The organism is Streptomyces sp. NBC_00190, from assembly GCF_036203305.1.
Classification (GTDB): domain Bacteria; phylum Actinomycetota; class Actinomycetes; order Streptomycetales; family Streptomycetaceae; genus Streptomyces.
Genome location: NZ_CP108131.1, coordinates 17718 through 33945 on the forward strand (window position 1 = coordinate 17718; position 16228 = coordinate 33945).

Consider the following 16228-nt stretch of genomic DNA (forward strand, 5'->3'; position numbering starts at 1 on the left):
ACGACACAACACCTCGTCCCTCCCACCGAAAGACCAGCCACATGCCTGACCAGCGCAAACACACCCATCACGCTCGGAAAGACAACGGCTTCTAACCTCGCCCGTGCAGGTGCTCGTCGGTGTGTTCAGGCGCAGCCGCCAGCCGGGAAAGCAGATCTCGGGTGGCCTGGACAGTGTCGGCGAGTTCCTGCGCGCGACGTGCCTCGATCTCCAGGACAGGCACGAGCGCCGGTCGCCGACGCAGGCAGAGCCTGAGTGCGTCGATGACGTCGGCGTCGGTGATCTCGCCGCTAACGCCGCGACAATAGCGACCCTCGCGGCGGAAACTGAGCTGGAGATGGGACACTGCCGCCAGCTGCCGCGGTTGCAGGAAGTCTGCGGGGCAAAAGCCGGCCTTCCACGCCGACTTGACGTCGACCACGAGTCCCAGCGCGCAGCCGAATTCGAGGAGGTGGTGATCGGCATCGTCGGGCGTGCTCACCAGACCGTAGCTGACGTTCTCCAGGCAGTACCGCACTCCGTACGTCTCGGCCAGGCCGATCAGCTGCCTGGTGGTGCGCACGTAGTTGGAATCGAACGCCGAGCCGTCGGTCACCAGGTGACGCGGCGGCCCGTGGGACACGTATGCCGGTGCGCCCAGCAGCCTGGCCGCGTGCAGATACCGCTCGAACTGCAGGGTTGCCCAACGGCGTTGCCGGAGATAGGGCGTGAAGAGCAGATTCTCGAAGCCGAACACGTACGGGTGCAGAGAGGTGACGGTAAGCCCGAGGCCGGCGCACCGGGCACCCAGATCCTGGAGGTATCGCTCGTCAAGCTCCGCCTCGCACTGCAGATAGATCTCGACGTCCCGCACGCCCATCGCGTGCAGCAGGTCGACGGACTCCTCGGTCACGACGTCGAAGTGGTACGTGCAGCCGGTCGAGGCCCCCAGGCGCAAGCCTCCGTCGCGCTGATCAGCCACGGGGACCCGCTCCCTGCATCCGGTCGATCCCGGCCTGGGTCGTCGCAGCGGACTTGGCGAAGGTGAACGTCCGCGGCGCCGTCCCGCTCGGGGAGGCGACACACTGGTGGCGGTGCCCGTCGAACACGATGGGCCCGTACACCTCGTCAGAGATCACGGCCAGGTCACGCACGACCGCAAACCGGGCGAACTGGTCGAGGAGTGATTCGTCCCAGACCCGGCCCGACGGGTTCCCCGGAGTGTTGACGATCACCGCTCTCGTACGGCGGGACACGACTGCCGCGGCGGCGACCAGATCGGGGCCGCCGCTCACCAGTTCCCACGGCACGAGCACCGCAGCGCCGCGGGCGAACCGTACCGCGGCGGGGCAGAGATCGTAGAACGGCTCAAGGATCAGGACCTCGTCGCCGGGCTCGAGCAGGGCGGCCGTGATGCCCTCGGACGCTCCAACGGTCACCACGATCTCGCGAGCGGGGTCGAGTTCGATGCCGTAGGAGGCCGCCTGGTGACCGGCGATGACCTCGCGGAGCGCGGGCAGCCCGAGGGTGGGGGGACACTGGGTGGCACCGGACACGATGGCCGCGCACGCGGCCTCCATGAGCTGCACTGGCCCTGGCTCCTCGGGAAAGCCCTGCCCGAGCTTGACAGCCCCGCAATCGACCGCCCGCGACATCTCGCTGGCGCTCATGCCAGGAATCCGGACGTCGACTGCCGGGGATTCTGCAGGCGGGCGAACGGCCCGGTGGGCAAGCCGTGGAACGTCTCCTCATCACCGCAGGGCAGGGCATTACGGCGCAGGAAGTCCCGCAGGTCGTGGGCGACGTCCGTCAGCCGGCCGGTCAAACGTCCCTCACGCAGGCCGAGCACGACGGTGTCCCCCCGCGGCGCGTCGAGATGCGGCTCCTGGTCCACTGTCAGCAGCACGAGTGTGCGACCGGGTTCGGGGGGCGGTACCGGCTCCCCCGGCTCCCACCTCTTCACAGTGGTGTCACCAACGACCACCGCGCCACCGTCGCGCAGGGACCAGTGCACGCCCTTCCAGGCCAGTTCCTCGCACCAGCGTTCGAGCAGATGATCGACGAGTTGCGCGGCCTGCGCCGCGTCGACCGGCTTGGCTGTCAGCGGCTTGATCGGCCTGGCGGGAACACCACCGGCGAGCACGTCCGCCGGCAGGCTCCGGGCGACGACGGCCCCCGCCGCCACGATGGTGTTGGCCCCGATGTGTACGCCCGGCAGGAGCGTGACATGGAATCCCAGCCACACGTTCGAGTCGACCCGGATCGGCGAGAAGTCCGCCGAGTAGCCGTCGAGGAGGCGATGGCCGAAGTGAAACCCATGGGTCCACATGGTGAGGTTGCAGCCCGACCCGACCTGATCGGCGAGCTCGATCGGGAAGTTGGCGTTGAGGATGCTGTGGGGGCCGAGCGCGACCCGGTCACCAATGTGCACGTGCGCCGTGGAGGCATTGGTCCCGCCGTAGCCGACCGCGGAGTCGTGGCCGAAGTAGAACAGTTTCCCGGCGCGGAAGGATCGGCAGGTGATGTTCACACGCTGCTCGATCCGACCTGCGGTACCGATCTCGAACGCATCGGCGACCAGGATTGCGGCACCGGCGAGCAGCTCGGTGCCCGCACCGATGACGATCGAGCCGGACCGCAGGTCGCACCCAGCGGCGATCCGCACCCCGTCGCCGAGCCGCAGCCGGTCGGCGACCACGGTGGCGCCGTCGGCCACTTCGACATCGGTACCGATCTCGATCAGTTCGCCGAGCCAAGCCCGTACGCCCTCCCCGACCGTCGCGCCCGCGTCACGCAGTTGCTGCGCACCGGCCAAGCCCGCCTCGTCCATCAGTTCTCTCCCGCGCACGACCGCAGCCAACCAGAGCTTCCCGCGCGGAAGTAGCTGACGTGATCCCGCCACGGCACCGCCTGGAGCGCGCCATAGTTGTCGAGGATCACCAGGCGCTCATCGCGGGGCGCGTTGAGGGCGTCGACGCAGTCGGCGCCGAGGAATTCGCGGTGATCGGCGACGATCAACACCGTACGGGCCCGTGCGACCTGCGACTGCACGTCGGTCGCCGCCACGGCGGCACCCAGCTTCGCGTCGATCTCCGCGGCGGTGTACATCGGGTCCCAGACCGTCGTCTCGATGCCGGCCTCCAGGAGCCGGGTCACGATGGCACGTGCGGGGCTGAGGATGTCGACCTTGATGTTGCCCTTGTACGCGATGCCCATGACGAACACCGGTCCGCCGCCGCTCGCCGCCTCCGCAACGAGCTGGCGGATACGTTCGTCGGTCTCCACAGCCGCCTCGAGCAGCGACAGCTCCTTCGGCTGCGGCGCGCCGAGCAGAAGGTACCGGCTGGCCAGGGGGATGCAGTAACCACCGGTACCGAAACTCGGGTGGTAGGTGCCGACGTTCCACTTGGTGCCCGCGAGCCTGAGCACCTCCACCATATTGATGTCGGGGAAGGCGAGGGTCAGCTGGTTGGCCAGGCTGATGTCCATGTGCCGGTACGCGTTCTCCACGCACTTGACCAGCTCGCCCTCGAGGTGTCCCGGTGCCTGGTGCAGAGTGTCGTTGACGAGTTCGAGGATGCTCGCCGCCGAGCGGCTGGAGAACTGGTCGTAGCCGGCGTAGATGCGATCCAGCTCCCGCATGCCTTGCCCCTCGGCAAGGAACCAGTCCCGGCGCGGGGCGAGAGCCAGCCCGAGATCACGGCCGACCTCCAGTCCGTGTAACCGCAGGATCGGCACGATCAGCTGGCCGGTGGTGCCCGGCGTCAAGGTGGACTCGACGATGACGATCGGGCAGCGGCCCCTGAGTTCGCCGTGGGCGATGGCGGCTGCCAGCTCCTCGAAGACCTCCTGCAGCGACTCCTGACACGGCGCCCCGTCCCGCTCGGTCGGCACCGCGATCATGTGCACCAGGCAGTTCGCACTGAGAACCGTTTGGCTGTCGCTCGATATTGCCACGTCCAGCCCAGACTCCGTCGCCCTGCGTTGGGCTACTCGCTCCGGGTCGGGATCGTAGCCCGCGATCTCCACCCCCTTGGCGGCGAAGGCTTCCACGGTCGACCAGCCGATGTATCCCAGACCCCACACGGCCAGCCGGATCCGGCGATCGCCCAGCAGTTGCCCGTAGTCGGTCTCCTCAGATGTACTGCTCACGTTCGCCTCCAGACGGCTCGGTGCCGAGTAGTCGCGCGAGTGCGTTCGCGGTATGTGAGCCCCCGACGCACCGCGCGAGGTACAGACCCTCGGCCGCGGCCAGGCCGCACAGGGATCCCAGGGCGGCATTGCGTACGTGTGCACCGTCGAGGTCGAGTTCACGAAAGCCCTGTCCGTCGTAGCTGTACGCGCGAAGCGCCGCCTTCTTGCGCTGCTCGTGGCCCACTATGGGCAGGAAGATGTTCGGGACGAAGGTCAGGTAGTTGAGCACCCGGTGTTCATTCGGGCCGAACTGCAGCAGGGCTGTTGTCGGCCAACGCCTGCTGGAGGCCAACGTGGCCCGGGCCATCCGGACGTGATCGCCGTGCGAGTCGCCGTGCCAGTGCCCGATGACGACATCCGGATTCAGCGCGGCGACGGTCCTGTCGATGAGTTCGACCACCTCGAACTCGGTGACCTGCTCCACCTGTCGGATCGCCGGATCGGCCAGCCATTGCAGCCGGTGCCCGAGGATGGTTGCGGCCTCCTCTGCGGCGGCGACGCGGCGCCCGACCAGCGCGGGACGTGATTCCGACGCCGAGAAGAACGCCACCGTGACGTCGATTCCGCTGTCCGACCACCGGGCTATGGAGCCGCCCACAGCCAGTTCCGCATCGTCGGGATGGGCAGCGAGGACCAGCACACGGGTCATGTCGATCCTTTGCGAGCGTTCGCCAGGACAGCTCTGAAGCTCTCCAGGTAGGCCGCGAACTCGTCGCTGGCGCTGTCCCCGGTGCCGGCCACGGCTTCGGCGAGGCCGACGCACCGGTCGACGAAGACGGGCGCTCGCACCCCTCGCACTGAGGCGCCCTGCATGGCGACCTTGACCCACGTCGACTGGTACATGTTGGCGCCATCGAGGTGGGCCTTGGTCAGGTCGGACTGGGAGAACCTGCTGTAGGCGCAGTTGGCCCCGGTCAGGTCGGCATCCCGCAGGTCGGCCGCCACGTACGCCTGGACCAGGACCGCGTTGACGAGGTTCGCCCCGCGCAGGTTCATCGCCCCCGGCGGATCCCCCGTGATCATCGCGCGGTACAGGTTGGCCTGCCGCAGATCGCAGTCCTGCATGTTGACGTCTCGCGCGACGAGACACCGGCCGGTCAGGCCCGCCATCGCCGATCCCGAGAGATCTGACTCGACGATGTGCAGGTTCTCCGCGTGCGCTCCCTCTGCGTCCAGCCCTCGCAGAGAGCACGACACAATCTTGGCGTTCGACAGCGTGGCCGAGCGCAGGCGAGCGTCGGAGAGCACGCATGTCCGCCATGTCGTGTTCGAAAGATCCGCGTTGTCGAGGTTGATGCCCAGCACCGTCACGTCGCTGAAGTCCGCGCCAATGACGTGCATCGAGTCGGCCGTCCAGCTGTCGCCGCGGACCTGGTCGAGTCGCAGCCGGGGCAGCACCGCCGCGTCGAGCCGTAGCGCCCGGGCTCCGGTGAGGCGCTGCAGGCACAGTCCCTGCCCGGAGGCGCCTTCGAGGGAGGCTGCGCTCAGATCCGACTTCACGATCGACAACTGGTCCAGCAGCGCCTGCTCCAGACTCGCCTCGATGAGCAGGCACTCGTTGATGAGGCAGCCTTGCAGGTTCGCGCCACTCAACCGTCCCCCGCTCAGGTCGCACTGGTAGAAGGAGGAGCCGGCGAGCTGCGCGCTGGACAGCTGTACGCCGCGCATGCTGCAGCCGTGGAACAGCGTGCCGGTCGCATCTCGCAGCCGGGAGAGGTTGGCGTCGTCGAAGTTGCATGTCTGTGCGGCGAGGGCGTGGACGTAGGCCGATTCGAGGTTGGCCCCGCGCAGGTCTGTACGCTCCATGCCCGGGCAGACCATCGTGATCTCGCTGAGATCGGCGTCGCGCAGGTTCGTGTTGTGCAGGCTCGCCCGGCTGAGCGTGGCCCGCCGCAGGTTGGCACCGGCGAGATTGAGACCGCTGAGATCGGCCTCGCACAGATCCAGCCCGCGGCCGGTGGACGCGACGAGTCGTTGGGTGCACTCGGAGAGTTCCTCTAGCACCAGGGCACGTTCATTCGGCTGAGATCCCGACAGCCGTTCTAACAGATACGTATGCTCTGTCAACATTGCGCTCCTTGGCGTCGTAACACCAGTCAACGTCAGTTGCCTGCCAAGCGGGTCGAGGTGAGCCGGTCGAGCAGTTCGGGCCGGCTCGGCCCTGACGTGAGGACTGCCGTCGGCGCCAGCTGGGCGGCGTACGTCAGCAGGTCCCGGTCACGGGCGAGCACGGTCGGATCGTCGAAGAGGTGAATGCGACGCTGGACCGCCCGGTAGAGCTTCGTGTCCTTGGCGGCCTGTGCGTAGGCCACCTTACGGATGAAGAGAGGATTGTCGAGGTTCGTGACGTCACGGTTCTCCCCCTCCGCGAGCCGGGCACGCTCGGTGTCCTCGGCCGCGGCTGCCTGGTAATACGGCAGCGAAAACCGCGACAGCGTAGCGACAATGTCGGCGGTGTCGGCCGGGGTTGGTGCCTGGCCACGGTTCAGTGCCTCGGCTACGAGGCGGGCGTGGTGCAACGCCATGGACACGCCCCAGCCATGTGTCGGATTGGTTTGGCACAGTGCGTCACCGATCGGGATCACGCCACCGACGGCGGTAGTCGGCCCGTGGCGGACAAAGACGTTACTCAGACCGCCGATCACGTACACGTCGGAGATCGGTTCGGCCAGGGCCAGCCACTCGGCCAGCACCGGCATGCACAACGCGGCCCGGGTCCAGACCTCGGCCTCGCGCAGGACGCGCAGCTCTTGGTCAGTGGGCGCGATATTGAGGGTGACGACGAAGGAGTCGCGGTCCTCCTCCAGTACGGAGAACCGCAGGTAGCCCAGGTCACCCGCGGGGCCGAAGTGCCACTCACTCGCCGGTGGTCGCGCAGCCCCCGTGAACCGGAAGTGGCGGGCATAGTATCGGGTTCCGGAGTACAGCCACGAGACCTCCGCAGCGGCGGCGCCGAGTTCCACCGACCAGGCCGTGACCCTCGACTTCCGGCCCGTGGCGTCCACCACCCAGGGGGCCCGGAAGATCTGGCCGTCGCCTGTCCCCACGCCCGCCACGCCGGGAACACGCCGGCCGTCACAAGCCACGAGGCCGACGCCGCGCATACCGGCGGCGATGTCGATGTGCTCCTCGACCTCCACCGCACGGCGCATCGCCCACTCGAAGACCGAGCGCCGGACGAGGATCGCCACCAGTTCGTCGTCTCCCGGCTCGCGCTCCGCCGGGGGGATGTACGTGCCGAAGTCGCGCTCGCCCGCACCGGCGGCCGCCAGCGTCCGCAGCACATCGGGCGCGCATTGTCGGAGCGTGCGCCGTGCCAGTGCGTGGATCGCGTGGCCGTGCCCGAACTGGGCGACTCCCTGCCGCGGCCAGCCGCGCAACGTGTGGTCCGGGTTCACCGGCGCCGACGCCGCGTCCCCCTCGATCAGCTGCACGTAGTGTCCGCTGCGGGCCAAAAAGAGCGCCGCTGACAGCCCGGCGATCCCACCCCCAAGAACCAGCACGTCGGCCATGTCAGGCCAGCCCGGAACTCAGGTCGGCCAGAGCCGTCGCGTGCCGGTGGTCGCGCTCTGGGCAGCTGCCGAGCGGATCGATGTGGATCGGCTTCAGGTCCGCGCCGTACGCTCCGCGAACGTCGCACCGCAGGCTGTCCCCAACATGGCCGAGGATGCGCCGCGACTCACCCACCGCCCGCCTCGCGGCATCGAAGATCAGACGGCTCGGCTTCCTGGCCCCCACTAGCGTCGAGTCGCACACTGCCAGCACTGCGGGCAGCGGCCCCCTCCCCACCTGGCACACCTTTGTGTCGACGAGTTGACTCGCGACCGTGCCGTCGGAATCGGACACGATGGCGACGTCGACTCCGCCGTCTTGGACCAGCCAGCGCAGCTTCTCCACCGCCGACGGTATCGCGATCGACCACGGACGCCGCCAGAGTTCATGCGCCGAGGCGGCACTCTGGAGCGCGGCCCCGCGCAGGCCGAGACCCCGCCCGTACGCGCGCCGGTAGTCGAGGATGTCGCCCGAGCAGTCGAAGGCAGAGACCGCTTCGTAGTGCAGTGTCGCGTCATCGACCTCCGGCAGGGAGGCGCCCCAGGCCTCCAGCGCCTCGACGACCTCGGACGCGGCCGGCAGCAGCAGGACACCTCCGACGTCGAGCAACAGCACCGGGCGCGGTGCGTCGCCGTGCGGAGGTATCACGGCTGCTGCCTCGTTCGCTTCAGGCCGCGCTCGCGCGCCATTCGCTGGACGCCGACCCGATCCACCTTCCCGGTCGGGCCCAACGGCAGCTCATCGATGATGTGCACCTCGTCGGGGAGCTTGAACCGGTCCATCTGCTGTCGCCCCCACTCACGCAGGGCGGCCTCGTCCACCTGTGCATCGTGACGGAGTGTTACCAGCAGTACCGTCCGCTCGCCGAGCAGATCGTCGGGGACGCCGGTGGCCACGACTGCGGCGCAGGCCGGATGCCCGGAATAGACGCCCTCGACCTCCAGTGGGGAGATCTTGTTCCCGCCGCGGCTGATGATGTTCTTCGCCCGCCCCGCGAGCACGAACCGCCCGTCATCGCCACGTCGTGCGAGATCGCCGGTTCGAAACCACTCACCTGCCGTCGCCGCCGCTGTCGCGCCCGGATCGCCCAGGTAGCCCGTCATGCGAAACGGCGTATGGATCCACAGCTCGGCGACCTCCCCCGCAGGTACGTCGCGCCCGTCGTCGCCCACCACCTTCGCCGCAACGCCGGCAGACGGGAACCCAATGCTGCCGGCCAGCTCACGGTACGCCTCGGGTGCGACGATGAAGTCGGAGGTACACGTCTCGCTCAGCCCGAAGACGTCCGTGATCCGGGCATGCGGCAGAAGGTCCGTCAGCCCCAGCCCGAGACCGGCAGCCAGGGGTTCGCCACCCGCGATCCACAGCCGGGGTGCTCCCACAGCGCGCAGGCGCATCAAGGCGGACTCGTCCGATTCCGCAAGGAGCTTGCGCAGCATCGTGGGCACCACCGCCGTGCGATGGATGCCAAACCGTGCGAGTGCCTCGATCATGCCTGCGGCGGTGAAACGGGGCATCAGGTGGACGGTGCCGCCGGTCGCCAGCGTCAGCAGCGTCGTCCACTGACCGAAGCTGAAGTGCAGGTGGAGAACCTGGAGCAGGGAGGTGCCCGGCGCGAACGCCAAGACACTGTCGATCGCCTCGAGCTTGCGGCAGAAAGCCCGATGCGACAGCACGACCCCCTTGGGTCGCCCCGTCGAGCCGGACGTGAAGATCACCAGAGCCTGATCCTCATCCAGCTCCGCGGGGTGCGCGGATCCGGCCTGCGCCAACCGGCGCACGCCGTGCTCAGGCGTGTCCACCTCGCCGTCGGGGAACCACTCGGACCGCAGGTTGTCCACCAGGGCGCAGGCCGCGGTGCGAGTGGCGACATCCTCAGCCACGCGTGGGGGGGATGATCTGTGTACCGGCACCGCGACCGCGCCGCACAGCCATACGCCCACCTGCGCCGCAACGTCGGCCGGGGCGTTGCTCACCGCGACGAGCACGGCCGATCCGCGCTCCACCCCGCACCTGAGCAGACGATCCGCCACTGCATGTGCCCGGGCGCTGAGGTCGCGATACGTCAGCAACTCACCGTCCTGACCGACGAGGGCCGTTGCGTCGGGCCAGTTCTCGGCCGCGGTGACGACGAGCTGGTCGAGACGATCAGGAAACCGCAACATTGCCGCTCCTGCTCCAGTACCCAAACCTGAACGGGAATCCAGTGACCTCGGCGACCGAGTCCGCACCGAGCAACTGCATGCAGAGCCGGTCCAGACCCAGGCCGAGCCCGCCGTGCGGGGGGCAGTCCTCGAGCACGTGCAGCAGGTCCTCGAACGACGCGAGATCGATGCCAGCCACCGTCAGTACGTGCCGCTGCAACGCAGCGTCGTTGATGCGAAGCCCACCACTGGCAAGTTCCATCCCGTTCATCACCAGGTCGAACGTCCACGTGTCGATGTCGAGCATCTCTTGCGGGCTGTCGGGCGTCTGCCGGGGCAGCGCCATGGGATGCCGGGTGAGCTTGATCGCCCCCTCATCGTCGCGCTCGGCCAGCGGGAAGTCGACGACCAGGAGCATCGAGATCTCGTCGGGCCGAATCCGAAGATCAGGGCGGTCGGTGCCGTACCGGCTGACGGCTTCCCTCGCCTGCAACCGCGGAAACGGCGCATCTGGACACGGCAAGCCCACTGCGGAGCAGACCCGGGTGATGAGCCGTTCTGTGACCGCAATCACGGCCTCCAAATCGCCCGTCTCCATCTCGATGTCCAACTGGACGAACTCGCGCAGAGAATCGTTCGTTCCCGGCTCGCGCACCTCCTGCCGGAAGCAGTGGGCGAACTGGTAGTACCGCTGGTACCCCCCGGCGATCAACATCTGCTTATACACCTGCGGCGACTGCGCCAACCACAGATGCTCGCCAGTGGAGGTCGTCGCGCTGATGTTGCCGACCCTGTACTCGTTCACCCACCGACCGAGCACTGGTGTGTCGAACTCACCGAAGCCCTCGGCCTGCAGTTGCTGATGTGCGGCAGCGCGGATCGCGTGCCGCTTGCGGAGATTTTCCCTAGTGCGTTCGCTCAGCAGGTGCGCGAACTGCGCCCCCACCGACTCGTGGTCGACCTGCGTGTCCTCGCAGTCGCTCCCGTTCACCGACAGCATTGCAAAGCCTCCCTGACGGCACAGACGACGCCCTGCGGCATGTTGTTGCGCAGCATGGGCCGGCAGGCCGTTCCGGATGCCGACTCATTCTGTGAAGTGCATCTGAAGTCCCTTGCCGGCGGTCGCGAACTACCAGCCGGCCACAGAAAACGGCCCCCAAGCCGACGCCAGCTCCGCTCCCTGTTCTCAGACAAGCCACAGAACCCTAGGGCCACAGCAAGATCGAACAGTCACAGCATTGCTCCGCCACACCCTGATGAAAGCGGTGCTGTACGGGCACCTCGGTCCAGAGGAAGTCACCGAGTTCGTCGGGAGCGAGCGTGGCCGGGATCCCGGCCACGCCTTCGGCCCACCGCGAAGGGGACGGAACACCAGCCACCTGCGGGTGACCACCTGCGGCAACAGCTAATTGCGAGCAACTGACGGGGGCGCTTCGCGGTGGCTCCGCCCTCCCTGGCAGCCGAATCCACCACGCTGTGCCCACTGCCGTCACTGCGCACGCGCCGACGCTCCCCGTTGAGCCGCACCACGACGCCCCCCGGCGGCCAAATACCCAATCCGACAGCATACCGAAAAGAAAACACCGTCGACCGAGACAGATGCCTATATGACTACCCCATATGCCGGCGATCACCGGGACGACACAGAACAGACCATCGCCCCGGAATCACGGAAGGCACTCAGGCAAACAGGTCACGCAATTCTTCGCCAAGCTCACGCAGAACCGCCTGGTTTGTTGCACCGATGTACGCCCCGCCGAAACGACCGAGCGTGAACGCAGCCTTGGCGGTGTTCTTGAGTCCGCGACTCGCCGCCTGCTTGCCGACCCAGAAGCCAGCCCGATAAGCCCTCTCCGAAGCGGCGGCGACAGCAGGTGTTGCCACAGCCATGGCCGCAGCGTGACTCGTCGCCGCAGCACTGGCGGAGGCTGCGGCCGCCGAACCGGCATAAAGGACCCCGCAGGCCACGGCTGCCACTCCTGCCGCCGCACCAACGGTTTCACCGATCTTCGCCCCGAGCTTATTCTCCTTGAGGAACTCGCTCTCTTGCAGTTTTTGCTCGAGCTGCTGAGACCACCCCCACTCCGACACTGCACCCACCTCCTGACATCTGATGCCTAATCAGTTTCTGGCATTTCATCGAAGCACAGACAGACTCTCGGTGCAGCAGATACAAGCTAACGCGCTACGCCCTTGCTGTCTATGAGAGTTGAGGGTCACAGGGCTGGCTTTCCGCAGGACGTGAAACCGAAGTCTCTTTGCGGGGCAGAAGAGTTTGATGTGATCAGACCTAAGAAGATGTCTCACGTGACACTTCGAGGCGCAGCACGATGCTGCACCGTGAGGGTTGATCTGTCGCGTCGGCTGATTCTGGACGAAATGTGGGAGCTGGTAGCTCTGTTGATGCCAAGGTTCACGTCCCGTCCGCAAGGCGGGGTTACTGCCCCGGTAGACGAGCGGGCGGTATTCACGGCTGTGGTGTACGCGACGACTTCTCCGCCCCCCGGATCATCGACGAACGCCCCGGCCTGCCCGAGCAACTGCTCGCCGGCCGGCAGTCACTCCACCAGGTGACCGACGCCTTCACCCGCGGCTCACCGGCCACGTGCAGCAGGCACTTCCTCGCCGCCCTGCGGTCCGACGACCGAGCAAGCCGCCGGCGACCGCCGGGCACTGAATCGCGCAGGCGGGCGAGGCCGCGCCTCTCCGCCCCGACAACTGAGTCGGCTCGGCGTCAGACACAGTCCGAAGTGACCGAAAGGCTTGACGCCGTACGGCCCGCACCCGGAGCAGGATGCGGGCGGCACGGTTTCGGCACCGCTGGAAGATCGAGCGGTCGATCTCCTGGCTCTTCGGCTACCGCCGCCTCACCGTCCGATACGAACGAAAAGGCAGCCACTTCCTTGCCTTCCTCGGCCTCGCCGCAGCCCTGACCTGCTACAAGAGACTCGCGAAGCTCACCACGTGAGATTGCTCCTTGGTCGGTCATGCCGTTGCCCCGTTCCAGGTGCGGGTGTTAGCGCCGCCCTTGCCCCCCGCACATCGACGAAGACGCAGAGGCGAGATGACCACAAGCCCGAGCACCAGCACCACGACCAGCAGCCGGTGGTCAGCAGCCGCACCAGGCCCGCCGGTTCGTCCGTGGCCGCCTGCCGGCGCGCAGCGAATGACGCGTCGGGCCCGCCCCGTATCCGGGGAGCGGACCCCACGTACTGCGCTACGGTCAGGCGGCCTTGAGCCGCGCGACGTCATCCGCCCGGGCCAGCAGGTCGCTGACACCTCGGACCTTCCGGTGTTCGGCCATGCCCAACCGCAGCGTCCGCAGGTGGGCGTCACCCCGGGCGGAGGACAGCGTCGTGTGCAGGTCCAGGAACTCTGCCCACGTCTCCGTGGCGGCCTCCACGTGGCGCATCTGTGTCTGCCGGTCGGCGATCACCCCAAGGGCGTGCAGGCGCCCCTGCCTCTCCTGCGCGTTGCGGACGCGGTTGGAGCGGCGCAGCGCGGTGATCGACGCGGCCCTGTCGCCGAGGTGCCAGAAGACGTGGGCCTGGTGGAAGAAGTAGGCGGCCTGGTCGTAGCCTCCGACGGCGTCGCGCCTGTTGTCGGCCTGAGACAGGGCGTCCTCGGTCTCCCGGAGTCGGGCCAGGGCCCCGCGCCGGTCTCCGGTCATGGACGCGGCGGCGGCCTGCTGCCCCCGCAGGAACGCGACCAAGCGAGGTCCAGACGCGGGCGCGGCCTCGGCGGCCGCGTTCGCGAGCTCCACCGCCTTCGGCCCGTACCCCAGATGCGATGCCTGAAGGCTCATCCCGCGCAGGGTCCGGCAGTACGTGACGTGGTCCTCGGCCGCCCCGGCGAGCTTGAGCGCCTGGTGGTAGTAGCGCTGACCGAGGCCCTGCTGCTCCTCGTACATCGCCATCCACCCCGTGAGGTAGACCAGGTCCGACGCGGCGGCCAGCATGTCCTGCTTCACGGCCGCGGGGCCGTCCGCGTCCAGGTACGGCGTGACCGTGTTCGCGAGGAAGGCTGCGGCCATCGGGCGGGCGTGCCCGGCGCCGATCTCGTCCAGGATGTCGGCGAGCCGGTCGGTCATCGTCCTCACGGTGGCGACGTCGGAGGCGCCGATCCGCAGGCTCCGCCCGGGCCGGCTGGTCTCCTCTATCCGCCCGGCGATGTCCTCGAAGCGGGGCACGCCGAGCGCGGCGGCGTACATGCCCGCGCCCAGCAGGCTCCTGCGGGAGGGATCCATATCGGCCCTGGTCAAGTCGGCCACCTCGCTCACCACGCTGCCGCCGCCGACCTCGGCAGCGGGGGCCGGGCCCGTCGCCCAGCCGAGTTCGGCCGAGGTTACGGGGCGTGCGAGGAGGCGCGAGAGCGCTTCGGTGATGGCCGGACGGGCCTGCGCCTTGGGAACGGATCCGGCCAGCCAGTGCGAGACGGACGTCTTGTCGTAGTGCAGGGAGATCCCGAGCTCGGCCCCGGCGGTATTCGCCCGCCTCGCGAGCTGGTCGTTTCCGACCCCTGCCTCCGCCATCAGGCGGGCGAGGGCCTCGTTCGGTGTGCGTACTCGTGCCGCCATTCCAACCCCCGAACCTCGGTTCAACCCGTTCAACCGTCAGGCCAGTGTGGCCCCTGCCACCCCAGCACGTACCCGCGTTGGATGGATGTGAGCCGCTCGGGCTGCCACAACTTCGGCGCCGCGAGCACCCACTGGACCGCTGCCGCTCCGCCTGCCACCCCCGACAGGCGGCAGCGGCGGCCCCGGCAAAGAGGCAGGTGCCACGTGATGAACCCGCCCCCCGATCACCCCAGCCCTCGCTTCCGCGTACTGGGTGACGCCCGCGCTGTCGGCACGCTCGCCCGCGCCGAGTACGGCCTGAAGTCGTCTGCCGCAGGGTGGTCGCGGGAGGGGGAACCGGCGCTACCGGGCCGATCCCGGCGGACTTGCGATGACCGCCATGGCCACAGCCGAACTGCCCTCTCCCTCCCGCACCGTCGGGAGCAGCCGGTGACCCTTTTGAGTAGCGAGAAGCTGATGCTGCCTTCGATCCCTGACCCGCTTGATCTGCCCCTCTACGCCCAGACCCTGCCGTGTGTGGCGGAGTCCGTGGCCACCGCGCGGCAGCTCGTGAGGAAGGCGCTCGACGTCTGGGGCCTGGAGGCCTTGGAGGCGAGCGCTGTCCTGGTGATGTCGGAGCTCGTGACGAACTCCGTGGACCACTACGGCCGCGACCTGATCCGCGTGAAGGCTGTCCGCCTGGGCGAGGACCGCGTACAGGTCGCGGTCATCGACCGCTCCCCGAACGGCCCCACCGTGCCGAAGCAGCCGGCGCCGTTCGACGAGTCGGGCCGCGGTCTGTTCCTCGTCGACGCGCTCGCCGCCGAGTGGGGAACCGAGCGGATGCGGTGGGGCAAGCGCGTGTGGGCGGAAGTCACCACCGCCGAGGAGGCAGGCCAGTGACGCCCCCACCGTTAGCCGCGCAGGCCGCACCGCACGCCGCCGATCGTGGGATGCCCGCAGGGTGGGGTGAGATCGGCGGACCGGTCTCCCTCCCCATCCCGCCACTGGGAGAGCTGGCGCAGCCGAGTCGACGGGGACGCCTTCTTCGGCCTGGCGCTGATCGCTGCGAACCTCGGCGGCCTGGCCCTCGCCATCGGCGGCATCTGCGACGAGGTCCACGATGTCGCACACGCGCCCCTCGCGCCGTCCGCCCCGAACCTCCCGCCGCCACCCCCATAGCCCTGGCCCCGACTTCCGGTGAACTGGCTCGCCGCTCCCCCTCCCAGAGGCGAGCCACCGAGTCCCGGAGGCTGGGGCCGGTTCCAGCTCCCGCCCGCCCCCTCCCCCGTTGGGGACGGGTGGTTCCCCCGGCCCGGGGAACGACACGACACCAGGCCGGAGGGATGCACCACCCCCGTTGCCCGTACCCCGCCGTGGCAAGGCCGGGCACCACCTCACCGAAGGAGCACCTCAGATGAGCACGAGCATCATGCCCACCCCCGCCCAGACCGCTGGCCGGGCGAAGGAGATCCTGGCCGCGATCACCGCGGACGTGGAGTTCGGCGCCTTCGAGGCCGCCACCCTGGAATACTCCTCCGACTGGCAGGCTTCACCGGCTTCCCGGTCATCGAGCGCTGGAACCTCTACCAGGACAAGGCGCCGCTGTTCACCGAAAGGCTGCGCGCCCTCGTCCTCAAGGCCGCCGTCTTCGACCTGACCGGCGACGAGGTCATGTCCGAGATCCCCATCGCGGTGCCGGTGGACGAGATGACCCACGCCATGATCGCCCAGCCCCAGCTCTTCGCGCGCGGATTGCGGCACGCATCGGGTTCCAGCTCATCCACCAGACCGACCAGGAGCA

General features: G+C 68.4%; 15 protein-coding genes and 1 pseudogene. 3 read left to right on the forward strand and 13 right to left on the reverse strand.

The window, feature by feature from the left end; translation table 11 throughout:
* Positions 1 to 91: 91 nt before the first annotated feature.
* The 11 genes from OG429_RS00105 to OG429_RS00155 all read right to left on the reverse strand — a co-directional run bounded on the left by OG429_RS00105 (position 92) and on the right by OG429_RS00155 (position 11960).
* Complete coding sequence (locus OG429_RS00105; protein WP_328923224.1) at positions 92 to 961, reverse strand: sugar phosphate isomerase/epimerase family protein; 870 nt, start codon at positions 959 to 961, stop codon at positions 92 to 94.
* Complete coding sequence (locus OG429_RS00110) at positions 954 to 1649, reverse strand: aminotransferase class I/II-fold pyridoxal phosphate-dependent enzyme (protein ID WP_328923225.1); 696 nt, start codon at positions 1647 to 1649, stop codon at positions 954 to 956. The genes OG429_RS00105 and OG429_RS00110 overlap by 8 nt, the downstream gene beginning before the upstream one ends.
* Positions 1646 to 2695 carry an acyltransferase gene (locus OG429_RS00115; RefSeq protein ID WP_328923226.1) on the reverse strand — a complete coding sequence of 350 codons (1050 nt, stop codon included), beginning with the start codon at positions 2693 to 2695 and terminating at the stop codon, positions 1646 to 1648. The genes OG429_RS00110 and OG429_RS00115 overlap by 4 nt, the downstream gene beginning before the upstream one ends.
* A gap of 113 nt (positions 2696 to 2808) precedes the next feature.
* Positions 2809 to 4131, reverse strand: coding sequence for a UDP binding domain-containing protein (locus tag OG429_RS00120; protein ID WP_328923227.1), 1323 nt, complete (start codon positions 4129 to 4131; stop codon positions 2809 to 2811).
* Entirely contained in the window at positions 4115 to 4822 is a 708-nt protein-coding gene (locus OG429_RS00125) for a PIG-L deacetylase family protein (RefSeq protein WP_328923228.1), read from the reverse strand. The genes OG429_RS00120 and OG429_RS00125 overlap by 17 nt, the downstream gene beginning before the upstream one ends.
* A complete protein-coding gene (locus tag OG429_RS00130) occupies positions 4819 to 6177 on the reverse strand; it encodes a pentapeptide repeat-containing protein (RefSeq protein ID WP_328923229.1) in 1359 nt (452 codons plus the stop codon). The genes OG429_RS00125 and OG429_RS00130 overlap by 4 nt, the downstream gene beginning before the upstream one ends.
* Before the next feature lie 98 nt (positions 6178 to 6275).
* Complete coding sequence (locus OG429_RS00135) at positions 6276 to 7685, reverse strand: NAD(P)/FAD-dependent oxidoreductase (RefSeq protein ID WP_328923230.1); 1410 nt, start codon at positions 7683 to 7685, stop codon at positions 6276 to 6278.
* A 1-nt stretch (position 7686) separates the two neighbouring features.
* Complete coding sequence (locus tag OG429_RS00140; protein ID WP_328923231.1) at positions 7687 to 8340, reverse strand: HAD family hydrolase; 654 nt, start codon at positions 8338 to 8340, stop codon at positions 7687 to 7689.
* A 29-nt stretch (positions 8341 to 8369) separates the two neighbouring features.
* Positions 8370 to 9890, reverse strand: coding sequence for a class I adenylate-forming enzyme family protein (locus tag OG429_RS00145; protein ID WP_328923232.1), 1521 nt, complete (start codon positions 9888 to 9890; stop codon positions 8370 to 8372).
* The gene (locus tag OG429_RS00150; protein WP_328923233.1) at positions 9874 to 10869 is read right to left on the reverse strand and encodes an amino acid--tRNA ligase-related protein; all 996 of its coding nucleotides are present in this window, start codon (positions 10867 to 10869) and stop codon (positions 9874 to 9876) included. The genes OG429_RS00145 and OG429_RS00150 overlap by 17 nt, the downstream gene beginning before the upstream one ends.
* A 680-nt stretch (positions 10870 to 11549) precedes the next feature.
* On the reverse strand, positions 11550 to 11960 hold the full coding sequence (locus OG429_RS00155; protein ID WP_328923234.1) for a hypothetical protein: 411 nt from the start codon (positions 11958 to 11960) through the stop codon (positions 11550 to 11552).
* 721 nt (positions 11961 to 12681) lie between these two features.
* Here OG429_RS00155 and OG429_RS00160 point away from each other — a divergent pair.
* Positions 12682 to 12837 (forward strand): annotated as a pseudogene (locus OG429_RS00160) (IS5/IS1182 family transposase); the annotation flags it as partial.
* Between the two features lie 255 nt (positions 12838 to 13092).
* Here OG429_RS00160 and OG429_RS00165 read toward each other — a convergent pair.
* The gene (locus OG429_RS00165) at positions 13093 to 14445 is read right to left on the reverse strand and encodes a hypothetical protein (RefSeq protein WP_328923235.1); all 1353 of its coding nucleotides are present in this window, start codon (positions 14443 to 14445) and stop codon (positions 13093 to 13095) included.
* A 429-nt stretch (positions 14446 to 14874) separates the two neighbouring features.
* On the opposite strand from OG429_RS00165, the gene OG429_RS00170 reads away from it, so the two are divergent.
* Both OG429_RS00170 and OG429_RS00175 read left to right on the forward strand, forming a co-directional pair.
* Positions 14875 to 15327 (forward strand): ATP-binding protein, encoded by a 453-nt coding sequence (locus OG429_RS00170; protein WP_328923236.1) that lies wholly within the window; start codon positions 14875 to 14877, stop codon positions 15325 to 15327.
* Between the two features lie 66 nt (positions 15328 to 15393).
* Positions 15394 to 15606: a hypothetical protein gene (locus OG429_RS00175; RefSeq protein WP_328923237.1), complete on the forward strand. Its 213-nt coding sequence runs from the start codon at positions 15394 to 15396 to the stop codon at positions 15604 to 15606.
* A 231-nt stretch (positions 15607 to 15837) separates the two neighbouring features.
* Here the strand turns inward: OG429_RS00175 and OG429_RS00180 are convergent, their stop codons facing one another.
* Positions 15838 to 16188: a hypothetical protein gene (locus OG429_RS00180; protein ID WP_328923238.1), complete on the reverse strand. Its 351-nt coding sequence runs from the start codon at positions 16186 to 16188 to the stop codon at positions 15838 to 15840.
* Between the last annotated feature and the right edge of the window lie 40 nt (positions 16189 to 16228).